This window comes from Paracoccus benzoatiresistens (assembly GCF_026913015.1).
In the GTDB taxonomy this organism is placed as follows: domain Bacteria; phylum Pseudomonadota; class Alphaproteobacteria; order Rhodobacterales; family Rhodobacteraceae; genus Paracoccus; species Paracoccus benzoatiresistens.
In genome coordinates, this window is sequence record NZ_JAPTYD010000008.1 from 1 (window position 1) to 19813 (window position 19813).

Below are 19813 nucleotides of genomic sequence, written 5' to 3' on the forward strand. Positions count from 1 at the left end.
CATGCCGACCGCGACGGCACCATCAAGGCCATCCACGTGCGCCCGGGCGAACAGATCGACGCCAAGGACCTGCTGGTCGAGGTCGAGTGAGAAGGATCGCCGCAGTCCTTACAGAAGGGACGCGGCGATCAGCACCCAGAGGGTCAGAACGGAACCGGTCACCAGCGCATAAAGGCCGTTCCATCGCATCCCGGCATGGCGGGCCTCGACGCCGCCCAGCTTTCCGACCAGCAGGACGGATGCGGTGAAGGGCGATGTGTTTCCGCTGAGCGCCCAGCCCCCGGTGATGGCGATGACCATCGCCGTGGGATGGATCCCCAGGGCGGCAGAGGTCGGCAACAAGGGCACCAGGAGCGACACGGCAAGGATCGGGTTCATGCCGATCTGTCCCGTCAGCGGGATGATCCAGACCATCGCGGCCACCATCAGCAGCGGCGGAACCGCGGACAGATCGGGGCCGTGGGCCTGCATGATCGGAACCAGCAGGTATGATCCCAGGCTGCCGATGAAGCCCGCCATGAACAGCAGAACGATCTCGCCCCGGTAGCCGGCCAATTCCCGCGTCGCGAATTGACCGATGCGGGCCGCAAGCGTCGTCATGCGTCCCCCCGGTGCCGGAGGCAGGATCAGGGTCCAGGCCATGGCGATCAGCGGCACCACGGTCATGACGGCTCCGGTCACGGCGACGCCGGCCGCGCCATGCAGCAGGAAGACGCTGCTGACCACGATGCCCAGCAGGACCAGCAAGGGCCGCAGTCGCGGCTGCCAGCTGTCGGTTTCAGCCGCGCGCGGCGGCGGCGGGACCGCCAGCCGCGGCTTGAAGATCGCGTCAAGTCCCCAGCCGATGCCGATCATCAGGGCCGAACTGACCAGGCAGAAGGCCACCGCGCCCGCCCAGGAGGCGCCTTGCACCACGGGGATCGTGACCGCCATGGACAGCGCCATCGGCGACCAGCACAGGGTCGAGGCGAAGCCACGCTGGATCGCCACCAGCATCCGGCGCAGGCGGTGGCGGCGCAGTTCCTCGTTCGTCTCGCGCGCCGTACTTTCGGCAGCGAGCGAGCCCAGCAGCGAGATCGAGCCGTAAAGCAGGATCAGCCCGAACAGGTGCCCGCCAACCGTCAGCGCCAGGTAACGGCGGCCGGGCGGTTGGCGCGCCAGGAAACGCCCGCAATCCAGGATCGCCTGAGAACCGATGGCGGCGCTGCGCAGGGCCGACAGCGCGGTGAACAGCGCGATGATGAAGCCCCCGCGCGTCAGTGCGGTCATTGTGGCCTGCATCCAGTCGCCGCGGGTCGCGGCTGCCCAGGCAATCAGGCCGATCCCGACGACGACAAAGGCCAGCCTCGACAGGCGGACCGTCAGGGAGAAAAGCGCCAGGGCAGCGACCAGCAGCGCGGCAGCGACCATCGCAAAGCTCTCTCCGGCCCCGTATTGATAGGGGATCGTCGCCAGCAGGGCGGCGGTGGTCAGGATGCCGCCGATCTGGGCGCTGAGTGGGGGCATGACGCGGGTCCCTGGTCAGAGTCCGACCGCCATATCCCCGTCCTGCACGATGCGCAATTCGTCAGCCGCCAGCGACGAAAGGCAGCCTGTAGCTGATCGCTTCGGCCAGATGGGGCGCTCGGATGGCAGCGGAGCCGGCCAGATCGGCGATGGTGCGCGCGGTGCGCAGGATCCGGTGATAGCCGCGCGCCGTCAGGCCCAGGCGTTCGGAGGCCTTGAGAATCAGCGCCCGGCCTTCGCCATCGGGCGCGGCAATGTCGTCCAGCAGCCCGCCCGAGGCCTCGGCATTCACCCGCACCTGCGGATGGTCGCGGAACCGCGCGGCCTGCACGTCCCGCGCCGCAGCCACGCGTGCCGCCACCTGCGCCGACGTGTCCCCGTCCGAGCGCAGTTCCAGGTCCATGAAGCCGACGGCCGGAACCTCCAGGCGCAAGTCGAAGCGGTCCATCAGCGGCCCCGAGATCTTGCCCATGTAGTCCGACCCGCAGACCGGCGCGCGTGAACAGGCCCGCGCCGCATCGGCCAGGTAGCCGCAGCGGCAGGGATTTGCGGCAGCGACCAGCAGGAACCGGCAGGGATAGCGGATATGGGCGTTGGCACGGGCCACCACGACCTCGCCGGTCTCGATGGGTTGGCGCAGGGTTTCGAGGACCTGCCGGGGAAACTCGGGAAACTCGTCCATGAACAGGACGCCGTTGTGGGCCAGGCTGATCTCTCCGGGCTTGGCACCACGCCCGCCGCCGACGATGGCGGCCATGGACGCCGTGTGATGCGGCTCGCGGAACGGCGCGCGGCGGGAAATGCCGCCATCGTCCAACGTGCCCGCCAGCGAATGGATCATGGAGGTTTCCAGCGCCTCGACCGGGCCGAGGGGTGGCATCAGGCCGGGCAGGCGGGCGGCCAGCATGGACTTGCCCGCGCCGGGCGGGCCGACCATCAGCAGGTGATGCCGTCCCGCCGCCGCGATTTCCAGGGCGCGCTTGGCGCGCTCCTGGCCCTTCACCTCGGACAGGCAGCCACGCAAGGGCGCGTCACCGATCATGCCGGGGGTCGCTCGGGCAATGGGGGCGCGGTCGGTCAAGTGGTCGATCACCTCGCGCAGCGTGGCGGGGGCGAGAACTGGGACGGCATCGACCCAGGCGGCTTCCGGACCGCAGGCGCGGGGGCAGATCAGGGCGCGGTCATCCTCGGCCGCGGCCATGGCGGCGGGCAGGGCGCCCGTCACCGCGACCAGCCGCCCGTCAAGCGCAAGTTCCCCCAGGGCCACGCAGCGCGACAGTTCCTCGGCCGGGACGATTTCAAGCGCGGCAAGGATCGCCAGCGCGATGGGCAGGTCGAAATGCGAGCCTTCCTTGGGCATGTCCGCAGGGGACAGGTTCACGGTCAGGCGGCGGTTCGGCATGGCAATGGCCAGCGATCCGAACGCCGCCTTGACGCGTTCGCGCGCCTCGCTGACGGCCTTGTCGGGCAGGCCCACGATGGCAAAGCCCGGCAGGCCAGCGGCGACGGAACACTGAACCTCGACCAGCCGCGCCTCGATCCCCTCGAAGGCAACGGAATAGGCGATCGCGACCATGACTTCCCCTTTTCGTTCCCGTGATGGTTAACGGCAGGGGGCTTAAGGAAAGGTTAACAGGAGGCGATTGCTTGCGACACAAGGGCCGGGGGGCTATGTGTCTGATGCGGAACGCCAAGGGGGCAAGATGAACGGCAAGCGCATCCTGTTGATCGTGGGCGGCGGCATCGCGGCCTTCAAGGTCCCGCAACTGATCCGCCTGATCCGGGCCGAGGGTGCATCCGTCACGCCGGTCCTCACGCAGGCGGGGGCGCAGTTCACCACCGCGATGACCCTGTCCGTGCTGGCCGGAGAGGCCGTGCATGACAGCCTGTGGAACATCGCGGCCGAGGCCGAGATCGGTCATATCCAGCTGTCGCGCAAGGCCGACCTGGTGGTCGTGGTGCCTGCGACCGCCGACCTGCTGGCGAAGATGGCGCATGGGCTCGCGGACGACCTGGCATCGACCCTGCTGCTGGCAACCGACAAGCGCGTTCTGGTCGCACCTGCGATGAACGTGCGGATGTGGAACCACCCCGCGACGCAGCGGAACCTGCGGGTGCTGCGCAACGACGGCATCCTGTTCGTCGGCCCCGAGGAGGGCGACATGGCCTGCGGCGAGTACGGCGCCGGCCGGATGTCCGAACCCGAGGCGATCCTGGAGGCCATCCGCGAGGAACTGGCCCCGCAGCCGCTGAAGCTGCTGCCCGAGGCGCAGGTGCGCACGGGCGCCTTGTCCGGACGGCATGTGATCGTCACCTCTGGCCCGACGCATGAGCCCATCGACCCGGTGCGGTATATCGCCAACAGATCCTCGGGTGCGCAGGGAACGGCGATTGCGGCGGCCCTGCGCGACATGGGCGCACGGGTCAGCTTTGTCACCGGCCCCGCCGAGATCGCCCCGCCCGAAGGCGTCGAGGTGATCCGCGTCCAGACCGCCCGGCAGATGCGCGACGCGGTCGAGGCCGCGCTGCCCGCCGACGCGGCGGTGATGGCCGCCGCCGTGGCGGATTGGCGGATCAGGAATTCCTCCGCCAAGAAGATGAAGAAGGACGGCAGCGGCAAGGCCCCGGTGCTGGAGATGACCGAGAACCCCGACATCCTGGCCTGGATCAGCCGCGCCGATGAACGGCGGCCCCGGCTGGTGGTGGGCTTTGCCGCCGAAACCAACGATGTGCTTGCCCATGCCACCGACAAGCGGCTGCGCAAGGGCTGTGACTGGATCGTCGCGAATGATGTCAGCGAAGGCACCGGGATCATGGGCGGGTCAGAGAACGCCGTGACCGTCATCACCGACGACGGCGCCGAGGAATGGCCGCGCATGGCCAAGGACGCCGTGGCGCGCAGGCTGGCGCAGAAGATCGCGGGGGCGATCGCATGAGAACCTATCTCGACTGGAACGCCACCACCCCCCTGCGCGAGGAAGCGAAGGCCGCGATGCGCGAGGGGATGGAGATCGTGGGCAATCCCTCATCCGTCCACAGCGAGGGGCGGGCGGCCAAGATGGCGATGGAGCGCGCGCGCGAACAGATCGCGGCGGCGCTTGGCGCGGAAGGGGCGGATGTGATCTTCACCTCGGGCACGACCGAGGCTGCGGCGATGGTGCTGGCGGGCCGTGGCATCCATTGCGCGCCGGTCGAGCACAGCGCGATCAAGGTCTGGTGCGAACAGGATCTAGCAGTGGATGGCGATGGCATCGTCACCGCGCCGGCCCCCGCGCAGGCCAGCCTGCAACTGGCCAACAACGAGACCGGCGTGATCCAGACCCTGCCCGAAGGCCTGGGGTCCAGCGACCTGACGCAAGCCTTCGGCAAGGTCCCCTTTGCCTTCAACTGGCTTGGCATCACCGCAGGCTTCGTCAGCGCCCACAAGCTTGGCGGTCCCAAGGGGATCGGCGCCCTCGTCGTCAGGCGCGGCACCGATGTCGAGGCGATCATCCGCGGCGGCGGGCAGGAGCAGGGCCGCCGCGGCGGGACCGAGAACCTGCTTGGCATCCTCGGCTTTGCCGCGGCCGCCACGGCGGCGCAGAAGGAACTTGAGGCGGGCCTTTGGGACGAGGTCGCCGCCCGCCGCGACGCGTTGGAGGAACGGCTGCTGTCCTTGCCGGGCACAATCATTGCTGGAAAAGGCGCAAGGCGCTTGCCGAACACCACCTGTCTTCTTACATCGGGCTGGAAGGGTGAAACCCAGGTCATGCAGATGGATCTGGCGGGCTTTGCCATTTCGGCAGGGTCGGCCTGTTCCTCGGGCAAGGTCCGGGCCAGCGGAGTTTTGCAGGCCATGGGTTTCGACGATAAGGCCGCGCAATCGGCAATTCGGATCTCGATAAGCCCGGCTATGGGCGACGATCAGGTGAACCGATTTGCGGATGCGTGGGAAAGCGCGTATGGACGCTGGCGCGAACGCAACGGCTAGGCGACCACCCAGCCTTGGGAAGGACAAAGGATGACTGCAACCATCGATCTTGAAGTGCGCGAGGGCGTCGACCGCGAAACGGTCGAGACCGTGCAGAACATGGGCAGCTACAAGTATGGCTGGGAAACCGAGATCGAGATGGACTATGCCCCGAAGGGGCTGAATGAAGATATCGTCCGCCTGATCTCGCAAAAGAACAACGAGCCGGAATGGATGCTGGAATGGCGGCTGGAAGCCTATCGCCGCTGGCTGACCATGACGGAACCGAAATGGGCGATGCTGAACTATCCTGAAATCGACTATCAGGACCAGTTCTATTACGCCCGCCCGAAAAGCATGGAAGTAAAGCCGAAGTCCCTGGACGAGGTCGATCCGAAACTGCTGGCGACCTATGAAAAGCTGGGCATCCCGCTGAAGGAGCAGATGATCCTCGCCGGCGTCGAGGGGGCTTCGCCGTCGCCCGCCATGGACATGGCGATCGCCGCGACCGAAGGGCGGCGCGTGGCTGTCGATGCGGTGTTCGACAGCGTCTCGGTCGGCACGACCTTCAAGGAGGAACTCGCCCAGGCCGGCGTGATCTTCTGTTCCATCAGCGAGGCGATCCGTGAGCATCCCGAACTGGTGAAGAAATACCTCGGCTCCGTGGTGCCGCAGTCCGACAACTTCTTCGCCACGCTGAACAGCGCGGTGTTTTCGGACGGGTCCTTCGTCTATGTCCCCAAGGGTGTGAAATGCCCGATGGAGCTGTCCACCTATTTCCGCATCAACGCGGAAAACACCGGCCAGTTCGAACGCACGCTGATCATCGCGGATAAGGGCAGCTATGTCAGCTATCTGGAAGGCTGCACTGCGCCCAAGCGCGACACGAACCAGCTGCACGCGGCGGTGGTCGAGATCGTCGTGCTGGAAGATGCCGAGGTGAAATACTCGACCGTCCAGAACTGGTTCCCCGGCGACGAGGAAGGCAAGGGCGGCATCTACAACTTCGTCACCAAGCGCGCCGACTGCCGCGAGGCCCGCGCCAAGGTGATGTGGACGCAGGTGGAAACCGGGTCCGCGATCACCTGGAAATACCCGTCCTGCATCCTGCGGGGCGACGAGTCGCAGGGCGAGTTCTATTCCATCGCCATTGCCAACAACATGCAGCAGGCCGACACCGGCACCAAGATGATCCATCTTGGCAGGAACACGCGCTCTCGTATTGTTTCCAAAGGTATTTCCGCAGGCAAGGCGCAGAACACCTATCGTGGTCTGGTGACAATGCACCCGCGCGCCACCAACAGCCGCAACTATACCCAGTGCGACAGCCTGCTGATCGGCGACCAGTGCGGCGCCCATACGGTGCCCTATATTGAGGTGAAGAACACCTCGAGCCGCGTCGAGCACGAGGCGACGACCTCCAAGGTCGATGACGACCAGCTGTTCTATTGCCGCCAGCGCGGCATGGACGAGGAAGAGGCCGTGGCCCTAGTCGTCAACGGCTTCTGCCGCGAGGTGCTGCAGGCCCTGCCGATGGAGTTCGCCATGGAAGCGCAGTCGCTGGTCGCCATTTCGCTGGAAGGCTCGGTCGGCTGAGGCCACGACGGGATTTGATGATGGTGCCGTGGCTTCGGCACCGCCGCCACCATCTGATGAGGAAAAGATGCTGAAAATCGAAAACTTGCACGTGAAACTTGAGGAAGAGGACAAGCAGATCCTGAAGGGTCTGTCGCTGGAGGTCCCCGCCGGTCAGGTTCACGCGATCATGGGCCCGAACGGTTCGGGAAAATCGACCCTGTCCTATGTCCTGTCGGGCCGCGACGGTTATGAGGTGACCGAGGGTTCCGCCACGCTGGACGGCGAAAGCCTGCTGGACATGGAGCCCGAGGAACGCGCGGCCGCGGGCCTGTTCCTGGCATTCCAGTATCCTGTCGAGATCCCCGGCGTTGGCAACATGACCTTCCTGCGGACTGCGGTGAACGCGCAGCGCAAGGCGCGCGGCGAGGAGGAACTGTCCTCGGGCGATTTCCTGAAGTTGGTGCGCACCAAGGCGGCGGAACTGCAGATCAGCCCCGATATGCTGAAGCGCCCGGTCAACGTGGGCTTCTCGGGCGGCGAAAAGAAGCGCAACGAGATCCTGCAGATGGCCATGCTGGCACCGCGCATGTGCATCATGGACGAAACCGACTCGGGCCTGGATGTGGACGCGATGCGGCTGGTGTCGGACGGCGTGAACGCGCTGCGTTCGCCCGAGCGCAGCTTCCTGGTCATCACGCATTACCAGCGGCTGCTGAACCACATCCAGCCGGACGTGGTGCATATCATGGCGAATGGCCGGATCGTGAAGTCGGGCGGCCCGGAACTGGCGCTTCAGGTCGAACAGCAAGGCTATGGCGATCTTCTGGCGGAGGTCGGCTGATGGCTGACACCGCAGTCAAGGCAAAGGACCAGACGCCGACCATCGACGGCGCGCCCAAGCCCGCCGGTGCGCTGGATGCCCGGCTGGCGGCCCTGAGCCTGCCGCAGGGCGGGTTCACGGCGGCGGCCCGCCGGGATGCTCTGGCGCGCTTGCAGGACATGGGGCTGCCCGGTCCGCGCGACGAATACTGGCGTTATACCGATCCGCGCAGCTTCAATGCTCCGGTGCCTGCGGCGCTTGCGGTTCCGGATGCCGACGAGACGCCGCTGTTCGACGGGCTGGACAAGCTGACGCTGGTCTTCGTGGACGGTGTCTTCGACGAGGCCGCTTCGGACGATCTTGCGCTGGAAGGGGTCGAGATCGCGACCCTGGCCCAGGCCGATGCGGCGGGAAGCTGGGCGGCGGACCTGTATGGCAAGCTGGAGGCTGCGGGCCAGAAACCCGTGAAGCGGCCTTTTGCGGCGCTGAACACGGTGGCAGCGCGCGACGGGCTGCTGATCCGCGTAACGGCGACCCCTGCCAAGCCGTTGCATGTGGTGCATCGCCGCGCCTCGGACAGCGCGGACGCGGTCTGGCACCATGTCATCCGCGTCGAGGAAGGCGCGGAACTGACGCTGCTGGAAACCGGCATGTCGGGTGCCCGGTCGAACAGCGTGATCGAGGTCGATCTGGCCGAGGGCGCGAAGTTCCACCATGTCGCCTCGAAGCGCGCGGTCGATCCCAAGGTCGGCATCGGCCACATCTTCGCCCGCATTGCGGCCAGGGCGCAGTTCAAGTCCTTCACCCTGTCGGTGAAGGGCACGATGATGCGCAACGAGGCCGTGATCGACATCGCGGGCGACGATGCCGTGGCCCATATCGCTGCCGCTGTGTTGGGCGATGGCGCGCAGGCGCCCTTCCATCAGGACGACACCGTCTTCGTTACCCACGGGGCCGAACGCTGCGAAAGCCGCCAGGTCTTCAAGAAGGTCCTGAAGAACGGCGCGACGGGCGTGTTCCAGGGCAAGATCCTGGTCAAGCCCGGCGCGCAGAAGACCGACGGCTACCAGATCAGCCAGGCGCTGCTTCTTGACGAACGCAGCCAATTCCTCGCCAAGCCGGAACTGGAGATCTATGCCGACGACGTGAAATGCTCTCACGGCTCGACCACCGGCGCGATCGACGAGGAAGCGTTGTTCTATCTCCGCTCGCGCGGGGTGTCGCGCGAACGGGCCATCGTGTTCCTGGTCCTGTCCTTCCTGGCCGACGCGCTGGCCGAGGTCGAGGACGATGGGATTCGTGACCGCATCTATGAACGGCTCGACGTGTGGCTGACCCTGAACGCGGTTCAGTAAGGCGCGCGCAGGGGGGCATTCTTCCCCGCGTGCTGCAAAGCTGGTGGGCCCCGCGCCAGGTGGTGCGGGGCCTTTCCGCCATGCCGGAAGCGGTCAAGCTCGTGGTGCTGATGGCGGCGATGCTGGTCTTCCTGATCGCGCAGGCGCCCGCCAATGCGCGAATGGCGCAGCTTGACCCCTCGGTTCCTTTCCAGGCCCGCATGGCAGGTGCGTTGCTGGGGGTGATGTTCCTGATGCCGATACTGGCCTATGGCCTTGCGGCGCTGACCTCTGCCCTGTCCCGGCTGACGCCATGGCGACTGGCGCCCGGCGACTCCCGGCTTGCGCTGTTCTGGGCGCTGCTGGCCGTGGCGCCCGCGATGCTGCTGGCCGGACTGGTTGCCGGACTGGTCGGTCAGGGTCCCGGACTGACCCTGACTCAGGCGGTCTGCGGATTGGGCTTTCTGATGATCTGGGGCGCCGGCATTGCGGCGCTGGCGAGGCGAAGATGAGTTTCAACGACTTCAAGGCATTGGTCGGATTGTCCTTCCGTGATCCGCAGGTCGCGGCGCATCTGCTGATGCGGCAGAACTGGCCGATCCAGGCGCGCTGGATGGCGCTGCTGGCCGCCGTGTCGGTCTCGGCGCTGCTGGCCTGGCTTGCCTCGGCAATGTTCGCTGCCCCGGCCGAGGAGAGCGTCCAGGTCATCATGCTGAGCCAGCAGCCCATGGTCATGGCCGTGATGCAGATGGTGGCCATCCTGCTGGCAGCGGGCCTGATGTCCGGCGTCGGCCGGATGTTCGGGGGCCAGGGCCGGTTCGAGGATGCGCTGCTGCTGACCGTCTGGATCGAGGTTCTGCTGCTGCTGGTTCAGGCCGCCCAACTTGTGCTGTCGATGGTCCTTCCCTCGGCCGCCGGGCTGCTGGGGATCGCCGCGATGGTCCTGTTCCTGTGGCTGACGGTTCAATTCACCAAGGCGCTGCACGGGTTCCGCAGCACGCTGAAGGTCACGATGGGCCTGATCGGAACCGCAATCGGGGCAGGGTTCGTTCTGTCCATTCTTGCCGCCGCCTTTGGGATCATGCCGGAGATACCGCAATGAGCTTTGATATCGACAAGGTCCGCGCCGACTTCCCGATCCTGTCGCGGCAGGTCAACAGCCGTCCGCTGGTCTATCTGGACAGCGGCGCCAGCGCGCAAAAGCCGCGCCAGGTCATCGACGCGATCACCCGCGCCTATGAGGACAAATATGCCAATGTCCATCGCGGCCTGCATTTCCTGTCGAATCTGGCCACCGAGAATTACGAACGCGTCCGCGCGACCATCGCGCGCTTCCTGAACGCCCCGCACGAAGACGAGGTGATCTTCACCAGCGGATCCACTGAAGGCATCAACTTGGCCAGCTATGGCTGGGCCGCGCCGCGCCTGCAGGCGGGGGATGAGATCGTCCTGTCGGTGCTGGAACACCATGCTAATATCGTGCCCTGGCATTTCCTGCGCGAACGGCAGGGTGTGGTGCTGAAATGGGTGGAACCGGAACCCGACGGCAGCCTGCCGCCTGAAAAGGTGCTGGCGGCGGTCGGACCAAGGACAAAGCTGATCGCCGTCACGCATATGTCGAACGTGACCGGCACCGTCGTCGATGTGGGCGCCATCGCGCGGGGCACCGACGTGCCGGTGCTGGCGGACGGCTCTCAGGCGGCGGTTCACATGCCGGTCGATCTGGCGACGCTGGGCGTCGATTTCTACTGCATCACCGGGCACAAGCTTTACGGCCCCTCGGGGTCGGGCGCGATGTGGATCCGGCGCGAGCGGCAGGCCGAGATGCGGCCCTTTATGGGGGGCGGCGACATGATCCGGACGGTGACGCGCGAGGGCGTCGATTATGCCGATCCGCCCTTGCGGTTCGAAGCGGGCACCCCCGGCATCGTCAACCAGATCGGCCTAGGCGCGGCGCTGGAATACCTCATGGATCTGGGTATGGAGAACATTGCCGCCCATGAACGGTCCCTGCGCGATTATGCCCGCGACCGGCTGCGCAGCCTGAACTGGCTGCAGGTCCAAGGCGATGCGCCGGGAAAGGGCGCGATCTTTTCGATGACCATGCAGGGCGCCCATGCCCATGACCTGTCCACCATCCTGGACAAGCGCGGCATCGCCGTCCGCGCGGGCAGCCATTGCGCCATGCCGTTGATGGAGTTCTTCGGAATCACCGCCAGCGCCCGTGCCTCCTTCGCGATGTACAACACGAAGCAGGAAGTGGATGCTTTGGTCGAAGGTTTGAGCTTCTGCCGCGAGCTTTTCGCCTGAATCTTGCAAAGTTTTCGGTAGAGGCCGAAGATCATGCGATAGTCCTTGCCGGATTTCTGGAATGTCTGCATCCCTGACCAAAACACGGGTCAAGGTGCGGATATGGCAGAGATTCTGGTTCTGGGTGCGGGCATGGTGGGCGTTACGACCGCCCTGGCGTTGCAGGCGCGCGGGCATCAGGTCACCATCGTCGAACGCGGCGTGCCGGGGCGCGAAACCAGCTATGGCAATGCGGGATTGATCCAGACAGAGGCGGTCGAGCCCTATGCCATGCCCTTGGCCCCCGGCGCGCTGCTGCAGATCGCCATGGGGCGCGGCTACGACGTCAAATGGAACCTGCCGGGCCTGTTGTCGCAACTGAACGCGGTCTGGACCTATGCCATCAACTCGCTGCCCGCGGGTCACCGCCGGGCAACGCTGACCTGGGGCAAGCTGATCCGCCAATCGACCGAGCGTCACGCCCCCCTCGTCGAAGCTGCGGGCGCCGACAACATCATCAGCCGCGACGGCTACATCGAGGTGCATCGCACCCCCGCGCGGATGGAAAAGGCCCGTATCACTGCCAAGCGCTTCCTCGATGATTTTGGCGTCGAGGCCAGGCTGATGGACGGAAAGGCCCTGCGCGCCCTGGAACCCGCCATCAAGATCGAGGTCGAGGGCGCGACCCATTGGGCCGACACCTGGACCTGCTCTGACCCCGGCGGGCTGGTCGCGGCCTACGCGAGCCTGTTCGAAAGGCGCGGGGGGAGGATCGTCAACGGCGACGCGGGCGACCTGCACCGCGCCGGGAAGGGCTGGCAGGCAGGCGAGGCGACGGGCGAACATGCGGTGGTGGCGCTTGGCCCCTGGTCGCCGATGCTGCTGCAGCGCTTCGGCCTGACCGTGCCGATGGTCTTCAAGCGCGGCTATCACCGCCATTACCGCATGGAGACGCCCCCGAAGCATCCGATCGCCGATTTCGGCAATTCGGTCGTGCTGTCGCCGATGCGCCGGGGCTTGCGGATCGCCACCGCCGCCGAGCTGACCAGCCACCCGCGCCTGACGCCGCCGCAACTGAAACACGGCGAAAGGGCCGCACGGGAACTGTTCGACATCGGCAGCCCGGTCGAGGCCGAACCCTGGACCGGCCGCCGTCCCTGCATCCCCGACATGCTGCCGGTGATCGGCCGCGTCCCCGACCAGCCGAACCTCTGGGCGCATTTCGGCCACGGCCACCAGGGGTTCACGCTCGGCCCCGTGACAGCGGAGATCCTCGCCGAGGAGTTCGACGGCGGCCAAGGATGGGCAGAATTGAACCCCGCTCGTTTCAAACGCTGACTGGTTCTTCTTCACCCAAATATCCTCAGGGGGTGAATTGGCCACAGGCCAAGAGGGGGCGCGAGCGCCCCCTGCTGCCGCAAACCGTCAGCAGTCCCGGTTGACTTTCGCGCCCGGGAACACACCTTAAGGCTCTGCCGCACAAGGGTCGCCCATGGGTCACAACAATACCAACGCGCCGGTTGCGCGCCCGATCGAAGTCACCCGCCCCAAGCTGGAAGGCGGGCGGCGCTTCGTGATGAAAAGCGAATTCCAGCCAGCGGGCGACCAGCCGACCGCCATTGTCGAACTGACCCAAGGGGTGCAGGCGGGCGAACGCGACCAGGTGTTGCTGGGCGCGACGGGCACCGGCAAGACCTTCACCATGGCCAAGGTGATCGAGGCCACGCAGCGCCCCGCCATCATCCTGGCCCCGAACAAGACGCTGGCGGCCCAGCTTTACGGCGAGTTCAAGGGCTTCTTCCCCGACAACGCGGTCGAGTACTTCGTCAGCTACTACGACTACTATCAGCCCGAGGCGTATGTCCCCCGGTCGGACACCTATATCGAAAAGGAATCGCAGATCAACGAGGCCATCGACCGGATGCGCCACTCGGCCACGCGCGCGCTTCTGGAACGCGACGACGTGATCATCGTCGCATCGGTCAGCTGCATCTATGGCATCGGCTCGGTCGAGACCTATTCGGCGATGACCCAGGACATGATCGTGGGCGACAGCTATGACCAGCGCGAATTCCTGAACCAGCTCGTCGCCCAGCAGTACAAGCGCCTTGACGCGGCCTTCCAGCGGGGCGGCTTCCGCGTCCGCGGCGACGTGGTCGAGGTCTGGCCCGCCCACCTTGAGGACCGCGCCTGGCGCTTCGACTTCTTCGGGAACGAGCTTGAGGCGATCACGGAGTTCGATCCGCTGACCGGGCAGAAGACCGACAACTTCCGCCAGATCCGCATCTATGCCAACAGCCACTACGTCACGCCGCGCCCGACGCTGCAGCAGGCGATCAAGGGCATCAAGGCCGAGCTTCAGGGCCGGCTCAAGCAGCTGGTGGACGAGGGCAAGCTGCTGGAAGCCCAGCGGCTGGAGCAGCGCACGAACTTTGACATCGAGATGCTGGAGGCGACCGGCGTCTGCAACGGGATCGAAAACTATTCCCGCTACCTGACCGGCCGCGCGCCGGGCGAACCGCCCCCCACGCTGTTCGAGTTCATCCCCGACAACGCCATCGTCTTCGCCGACGAGTCCCACGTTTCCGTGCCCCAGATCGGCGGCATGTATCGGGGCGACTTCCGGCGCAAGTTCACGCTGGCCGAGCACGGCTTCCGCCTGCCAAGCTGCATGGACAACCGCCCCCTCAAGTTCGAGGAATGGGACGCCATGCGCCCGCAGTCGGTCTTTGTCAGCGCCACCCCCGCGCAATGGGAGATGGACCAGACCGGCGGCGTCTTCACCGAACAGATCATCCGGCCCACCGGCCTTCTGGACCCCCAGATCGAGATCCGCCCGGTCGAGATGCAAGTGGACGACCTGCTGGACGAAATCCGCAAGGTCAGCGCGGCAGGCCTGCGCACGCTGGTCACGACGCTGACGAAACGGATGGCCGAGGATCTGACCGAGTATTTCCACGAGCAGGGCATCCGCATCCGCTACATGCACAGCGACATCGACACCATCGAGCGGATCGAGATCCTGCGCGACCTGCGGCTTGGCGCCTTCGACGTGCTTGTGGGCATCAACCTGCTGCGCGAAGGCCTGGACATCCCCGAATGCGGGCTGGTGGCGATCCTGGATGCGGACAAGGAAGGCTTCCTGCGGTCCGAAACCTCGCTGATCCAGACCATCGGCCGGGCCGCGCGGAACGTGGACGGGCGGGTGATCCTTTATGCCGACAGCATCACCGGCAGCATGGAACGCGCCATGGCGGAAACCGAACGCCGCCGCCAGAAGCAGATGGCCTATAACGAGGCCCACGGCATCACGCCGCAAACTGTTCGCAAGAACGTCGAGGATGTGCTGGCAGGCCTGTGGCAGGGCGATACCGACCAGTCGCGCGTCACCACCAAGGTCGACCGACCGATGGTTGGCGCGAACCTGCAGGCGCATCTGGACGCCCTGCGCGCGCAGATGCGCAAGGCCGCCGAGAACCTGGAGTTCGAGGAAGCCGCCCGCCTTCGCGACGAGGTGAAGCGCCTGGAGGCGGTCGAACTGGCTGTCGCCGACGATCCGCTGGCGCGCCAGTCCGTTATCGAGGAGGCGGCAGAGGAAGCCGTCAAGGCCTCGGGCCGGTCCACTGCGGGCCGGGCAGGGCAGCGGGGCGGCAACAAGCGGTCGAAACGGCGGCGCTAACCCATCGGCGGGCGGGACAGCACGTCGTTGATCTTGCGCGCAAGCTGGTCGAAGCTGAAGGGCTTGGGCAGGAAGTTCCCGCCCGACCTGATCCGGTCGTCGGTTTCCAGCGACTTGCCGGTATATCCGCTGGTGTAAAGGACGCGCAGGTCGGGACGAAGGGCCTGCGCCTGGTCCACCAGTTGCGGGCCGGTCATCTGCGGCATCACCACGTCGGTGAACAGCAGCCGGATATCCTGCCGAGCGTCCAGCAGCGCCAGGGCCGCTGTACCGGACGCCGCCTCAAGCACCGCATAGCCCAACTCGCGCAGGGCCGAGACGGTAAAGCTGCGCACGCGGTCCTCGTCCTCGACGACCAGGATCACGTCTTCGGGCCGGCCCAGGGGCACATCAGCCGCCTGGTCGCGCGGGGTCTGGAATGCGCCCTCTTGGCAGCGTGGCAGATACAGATCGACGATCGTGCCTTCTCCGGTCTGCGACCTGATCGAGACATGCCCACCCGACTGGCGGATGAAGCCATAGACCTGGCTCAGGCCAAGCCCCGTTCCCCGGCCTGTCGGCTTGGTGGTGAAGAAAGGATCGAAGGCCTTGGACAGCACCTCGGGCGTCATGCCGCTGCCGGTATCCTTCACGCGGATGCGGACATGCTCGCCCGGCTCCATTCCAAGGGCACGGGCCTGATTGCCATTCAGATGGACATTCTTCGTCTGAAGCAGGACCCGCCCGCCGTTCGGCATGGCGTCGCGCGCGTTGACCGCCAGGTTGACGATGGCGTTTTCCAGCTGGTTGCGATCGAGCTTGATGGCCCAAAGATCCGGCTGCAGCAGTGTTTCCAGAACGATCGTTTCGCCGAGGGACCGCGACAGCATGTCCGAAAGCCCGGTCAGCAGGCCGTTGGCATCGACCACCGCAGGCTCCAGCGGCTGCTGGCGCGAAAAGGACAGCAGCCGCTGCGTCAGGGCGGCGGCCCGGTTTGCCCCCTCAAGGGCGCCCTCGATATACTGGCCGACATCGGTGTTGCCCCGGGCCAGCTGGCGCTGGGTCAGGTTCAACCCGCTGATGACCACGGCAAGCATGTTGTTGAAGTCATGCGCGATGCCGCCCGTCAGTTGGCCCACGGCCTCCATCTTCTGCAACTGTCGCAGCTGGAGTTCGGCGGCTTCGCGGCGCGCGAACTCGTCCCGCAGGACGATTTCCCGTTGGGCAATGGTGGCGTCCTGTTCCTCGATCCGGCGGTTCAGGCTGAGCAGGGCCTCGGCCCGCTCCATCGCCAGCCAGGTTTGCTGCACGATCTCCTTGGCGAGCGTGACTTCGGGCTCGGTCCAGCTGCGCACCGCAGCCTGGTGAAGATAGATGCCGGCAGCCCACCGTCCGTTGGTCAGCAAGGGCACGCAGAGCCCGGCCAGGACGCCCTCGTCTGCATAGGGCGCAAGCTGGCCATCCGCGTCCCGACGGCTGTCGCCGAAGACCAGGCACCGCCCCGCCCGGCGCTCGGTGTCGGCGTGAATGCCGTAATGGTTGGTTGGTTGCATCCCGATCAGCGGGTCCAGCGTGCCGTCCGTCCAGGATGCCTCGTGACAGATGCTGTCGGGGCCGGTCAGCCGATAGAAGCCCACCCGGTTCACGCCAAGCCTCCGGCCCAGTGCCTCGGACGATCTGTGCAGGATCTCCCTCGGATCGGTCAGCACTCGCTGGCGGCCGATCTGTTCCAGGACGAATTCCCGTTCCTCCTTGGCGGCGCGCAGCTTCAGTTCGGCCTCCTTCACCTCGGTGATGTCATAGCTGACACCGGGCAGCCGGATGCAGCGCCCGTCCGGGCCGGGAATCGAGCGCCCCTGCGCCGATACCCAGCGGATCGTGCCATCCGCGCGCAGCAGCCGGTATTCCGAACTGAACAAGCCGACCGTGCGCACCGCCTGGGCCACTTCGGCCTCGACCCGGGGGCGGTCGTCCGGATGGATGCCCTTGAAGAATTCCTCGACCCTGGCGCCGCCTGCGGCCATGGCCTTGTCGACCCCGTACAGGGCGGCGAAGCGGCTGTCTGCCGTGACGCGGTCTTCCGGCACTTCCCAGTCCCAGATGCCAACACTGTTTCCCGCCGCCATCGCAAGGTTCAGCCGCTCGTCCGCCTTGGCGCGGGCGCGTTCCGCCAGGATCCGCGCCGTTGTTTCATTCGTGACGCAAAGCAGCCCGGCAATGCGCCCGTCGTCGCCGAAGACTGGCGAATAGGTGAAGGTCCAGTAGCTTTCCTCGGGCTCGCCAGTGCGGCTGAGGTCGAGCGGCATGTCCACCATCTGCTGGCTTTCGCCGCGCAGGCAGGAATCGACCAGGGGCGAGATGTCGTCCCAGATGCTCGCCCACAGGTCACGGAACGGGCGGCCAAGCGCATTTTGCTCGCGATAACCCAGGATCGGGCGATAGGCGTCATTGTAGAACGACACAAGCTCTGGCCCCCAGGCCAGATACATGGGCGTCGGGCAGGTCAGCATGGCCGACAGGATGGCGCGCAGCGAAAGCGGCCAGACGTCAAGCGGGCCCAAGGACGTCGCCGACCAGTCGCGCAAGGCAATCTGTTGCGCCACCTCGCTGCTGGTGACAGGCAGCCAGGTGGAGGCGGGCCATTGAATATTCATCTGTCTGTCCTGATCGCGCGTCGACTTGTCGGGGTTGTCTTCCCCGGGCAAGGGATTTCCTGTCTCCGTGCGCGGATATTTGCCTGCACGGCGCGAAGCTGCAAGAGTGTCGCTGGGTTGCGCGGAAAGAGGATGCGACGATTGTTGCCCCGGTCGCCCCGTCAGGCGCGCAGGGAACAACGAGCGCGCGAAACATGCGCGCGTCTTGGCCGCCCGTGGGAGATCATCCCGCGAATGCCGGTTGAACGAGAACCCGGGAAACCCGGGTTCTCGGGAAGTCCGTCACTGCTGCCAGCTTTTCACCAGCTCGTCATAGTTGATGGTTTCCGGCTGCGGATCCTCGTTCTCCAGCTTCAGCTGAGGGGCAAGGCCGCCATTTTCCTTGGCATGGGCGTTCCACCATTCAAGGTCTTGCTCCTCGGCCAGCTTGGGGCCGATGTCGCCCTGCACGCCCGCGCGCTCCAGCCGTTCCATGACCTTTTCCTGCTCGGCGCAAAGGCTGTCCATCGCCTCTTGCGCGGTCTTGGCGCCCGTGGCCGCGTCGCCGATCGCCTGCCACCACAGCTGCGCAAGCTTCGGGTAATCCGGCACGTTGGTCCCCGTGGGTGACCATTGCAGCCGGGCGGGGCTGCGGTAGAACTCGATCAGCCCGCCCAGCTTCGGCGCGCGGTCCGTGAAGGACTGGTGGTCCAGCGTGGACTGGCGGATGAAGGTCAGGCCGACATGGCTTTTCTTCACGTCCACGGTCTTCGAGGTGACGAACTGCGCATAAAGCCAGGCCGCCTTGGCCCGGTCATCGGGCGTCGATTTCATCAGGGTCCAGGATCCCACGTCCTGATAGCCAAGCTTCATCCCGTCCTGCCAGTAGGCGCCGTGGGGCGAGGGGGCGAACCGCCACTTGGGCGTGCCATCCTCGTTCACAACCGGCAGGCCTTCCTTGACGAAATCGGCCGTGAATGCGGTATAGGTGAACATCTGCTGGGCGACCTCGCCCTGGCTGGGCACCGGGCCGGATTCGCTGAAGGTCATGCCCTGCGCCGCGGGCGGGGCGTATTTGGACAGCCAGTCCAGGTATTTCTGCAGCGCATAGACCGCCGCCGGGCCGTTGGTGTCGCCGCCGCGGGCGACGCAGCTGCCGATGGGACGGCTGTTTTCATCCACGCGGATGCCCCATTCGTCAACCGGCAGCCCGTTCGGGATGCCCTTGTCGCCGTTCCCGGCCATCGACAGCCAGGCATCCGTGAAGCGCCAGCCAAGCGAAGGGTCCTTCTTGCCATAGTCCATGTGGCCATAGACCTTCTTGCCGTCGATCTCGCGGCCCGTGAAGAACTCGGCGATGTCCTCATAGGCCGACCAGGTGATCGGCACGCCCAGGTCATAGCCGTATTTCTCCTTGAACTCGGCCTTGTTCGTCTCGTCGTCGAACCAGTCGGCGCGGAACCAGTAAAGGTTGGCGAATTGCTGGTCGGGCAGCTGATACAGGTCGCCGTCCGGCGCGGTGGTGAAGGACTTGCCGATGAAGTCGTCGATGTCGATGTTCGGGTTGGTGACGTCCTTCCCGGCATTCGCCATCCAGTCAGTCAGGTTCCGCGCCTGCTGATAGCGCCAGTGCGTGCCGATCAGGTCGCTGTCGTTGACATAGGCGTCATAGATGTTCTCGCCCGACTGCATCTGCGTCTGCAGCTTCTCGATCACGTCGCCTTCGCCGATCAGGTCATGCGTGACCTTGATTCCGGTGATCGCGGTAAAGGCGGGCGCAAGGACCTTGCTTTCATAATCGTGGGTCGTGATCGGTTCCGACACCACCTTGATCTCCATCCCCGCAAAGGGCTGGGCGGCGTCGACGAACCATTGCATCTCGGCTTCCTGGGCGGCGCGATCCAGGCTGGACATGTCGCCGATCTCGCTGTCGAGGAAAGCCTTTGCCTCCTCCATTCCGGCCTGTGCGCCGGTCGCCATCAGCGCCAGCGCCATGGCGGTCGTCAGGTAAAACTTCATAACGTTTCCTCCCCAGATGGGCCGAAT

14 protein-coding genes are annotated in these 19813 nt (G+C 65.9%); 10 read left to right on the forward strand and 4 right to left on the reverse strand.

The window, feature by feature from the left end; all coding sequences use genetic code 11:
• Positions 1–108: 108 nt before the first annotated feature.
• Both OU682_RS08045 and OU682_RS08050 read right to left on the reverse strand, forming a co-directional pair.
• Positions 109–1506: a hypothetical protein gene (locus tag OU682_RS08045; RefSeq protein ID WP_268941555.1), complete on the reverse strand. Its 1398-nt coding sequence runs from the start codon at positions 1504–1506 to the stop codon at positions 109–111.
• A gap of 61 nt (positions 1507–1567) precedes the next feature.
• On the reverse strand, positions 1568–3082 hold the full coding sequence (locus tag OU682_RS08050; protein ID WP_268941556.1) for a YifB family Mg chelatase-like AAA ATPase: 1515 nt from the start codon (positions 3080–3082) through the stop codon (positions 1568–1570).
• A gap of 127 nt (positions 3083–3209) precedes the next feature.
• On the opposite strand from OU682_RS08050, the gene coaBC reads away from it, so the two are divergent.
• The 10 genes from coaBC to uvrB all read left to right on the forward strand — a co-directional run bounded on the left by coaBC (position 3210) and on the right by uvrB (position 15155).
• Entirely contained in the window at positions 3210–4442 is a 1233-nt protein-coding gene (gene coaBC, locus OU682_RS08055; RefSeq protein ID WP_268941695.1) for a bifunctional phosphopantothenoylcysteine decarboxylase/phosphopantothenate--cysteine ligase CoaBC, read from the forward strand.
• Positions 4439–5476: a cysteine desulfurase family protein gene (locus OU682_RS08060; RefSeq protein ID WP_268941557.1), complete on the forward strand. Its 1038-nt coding sequence runs from the start codon at positions 4439–4441 to the stop codon at positions 5474–5476. Before coaBC ends, OU682_RS08060 begins: the two co-directional genes overlap by 4 nt.
• 30 nt (positions 5477–5506) lie before the next feature.
• A complete protein-coding gene (gene sufB, locus OU682_RS08065; RefSeq protein ID WP_268941558.1) occupies positions 5507–7051 on the forward strand; it encodes a Fe-S cluster assembly protein SufB in 1545 nt (514 codons plus the stop codon).
• A gap of 67 nt (positions 7052–7118) precedes the next feature.
• On the forward strand, positions 7119–7874 hold the full coding sequence (gene sufC / locus OU682_RS08070) for a Fe-S cluster assembly ATPase SufC (protein ID WP_268941559.1): 756 nt from the start codon (positions 7119–7121) through the stop codon (positions 7872–7874).
• Positions 7874–9208: a SufB/SufD family protein gene (locus OU682_RS08075; RefSeq protein ID WP_268941560.1), complete on the forward strand. Its 1335-nt coding sequence runs from the start codon at positions 7874–7876 to the stop codon at positions 9206–9208. The genes sufC and OU682_RS08075 overlap by 1 nt, the downstream gene beginning before the upstream one ends.
• Positions 9181–9699: a hypothetical protein gene (locus OU682_RS08080; protein ID WP_268941561.1), complete on the forward strand. Its 519-nt coding sequence runs from the start codon at positions 9181–9183 to the stop codon at positions 9697–9699. The genes OU682_RS08075 and OU682_RS08080 overlap by 28 nt, the downstream gene beginning before the upstream one ends.
• On the forward strand, positions 9696–10289 hold the full coding sequence (locus OU682_RS08085; RefSeq protein ID WP_268941562.1) for a Yip1 family protein: 594 nt from the start codon (positions 9696–9698) through the stop codon (positions 10287–10289). Before OU682_RS08080 ends, OU682_RS08085 begins: the two co-directional genes overlap by 4 nt.
• On the forward strand, positions 10286–11497 hold the full coding sequence (locus tag OU682_RS08090) for a cysteine desulfurase (protein WP_268941563.1): 1212 nt from the start codon (positions 10286–10288) through the stop codon (positions 11495–11497). The genes OU682_RS08085 and OU682_RS08090 overlap by 4 nt, the downstream gene beginning before the upstream one ends.
• A gap of 102 nt (positions 11498–11599) precedes the next feature.
• On the forward strand, positions 11600–12814 hold the full coding sequence (locus OU682_RS08095) for an NAD(P)/FAD-dependent oxidoreductase (protein WP_268941564.1): 1215 nt from the start codon (positions 11600–11602) through the stop codon (positions 12812–12814).
• Positions 12815–12968: 154 nt separating this feature from the next.
• Positions 12969–15155 (forward strand): excinuclease ABC subunit UvrB, encoded by a 2187-nt coding sequence (uvrB, locus tag OU682_RS08100; RefSeq protein WP_268941565.1) that lies wholly within the window; start codon positions 12969–12971, stop codon positions 15153–15155.
• Here uvrB and OU682_RS08105 read toward each other — a convergent pair.
• Together OU682_RS08105 and OU682_RS08110 are read right to left on the reverse strand one after the other, a co-directional pair.
• The gene (locus OU682_RS08105) at positions 15152–17788 is read right to left on the reverse strand and encodes an ATP-binding protein (protein WP_268941566.1); all 2637 of its coding nucleotides are present in this window, start codon (positions 17786–17788) and stop codon (positions 15152–15154) included. The genes uvrB and OU682_RS08105 overlap by 4 nt on opposite strands.
• Positions 17789–18070: 282 nt before the next feature.
• Positions 18071–19786, reverse strand: coding sequence for an ABC transporter substrate-binding protein (locus OU682_RS08110; RefSeq protein ID WP_268941567.1), 1716 nt, complete (start codon positions 19784–19786; stop codon positions 18071–18073).
• Positions 19787–19813: the final 27 nt, after the last annotated feature.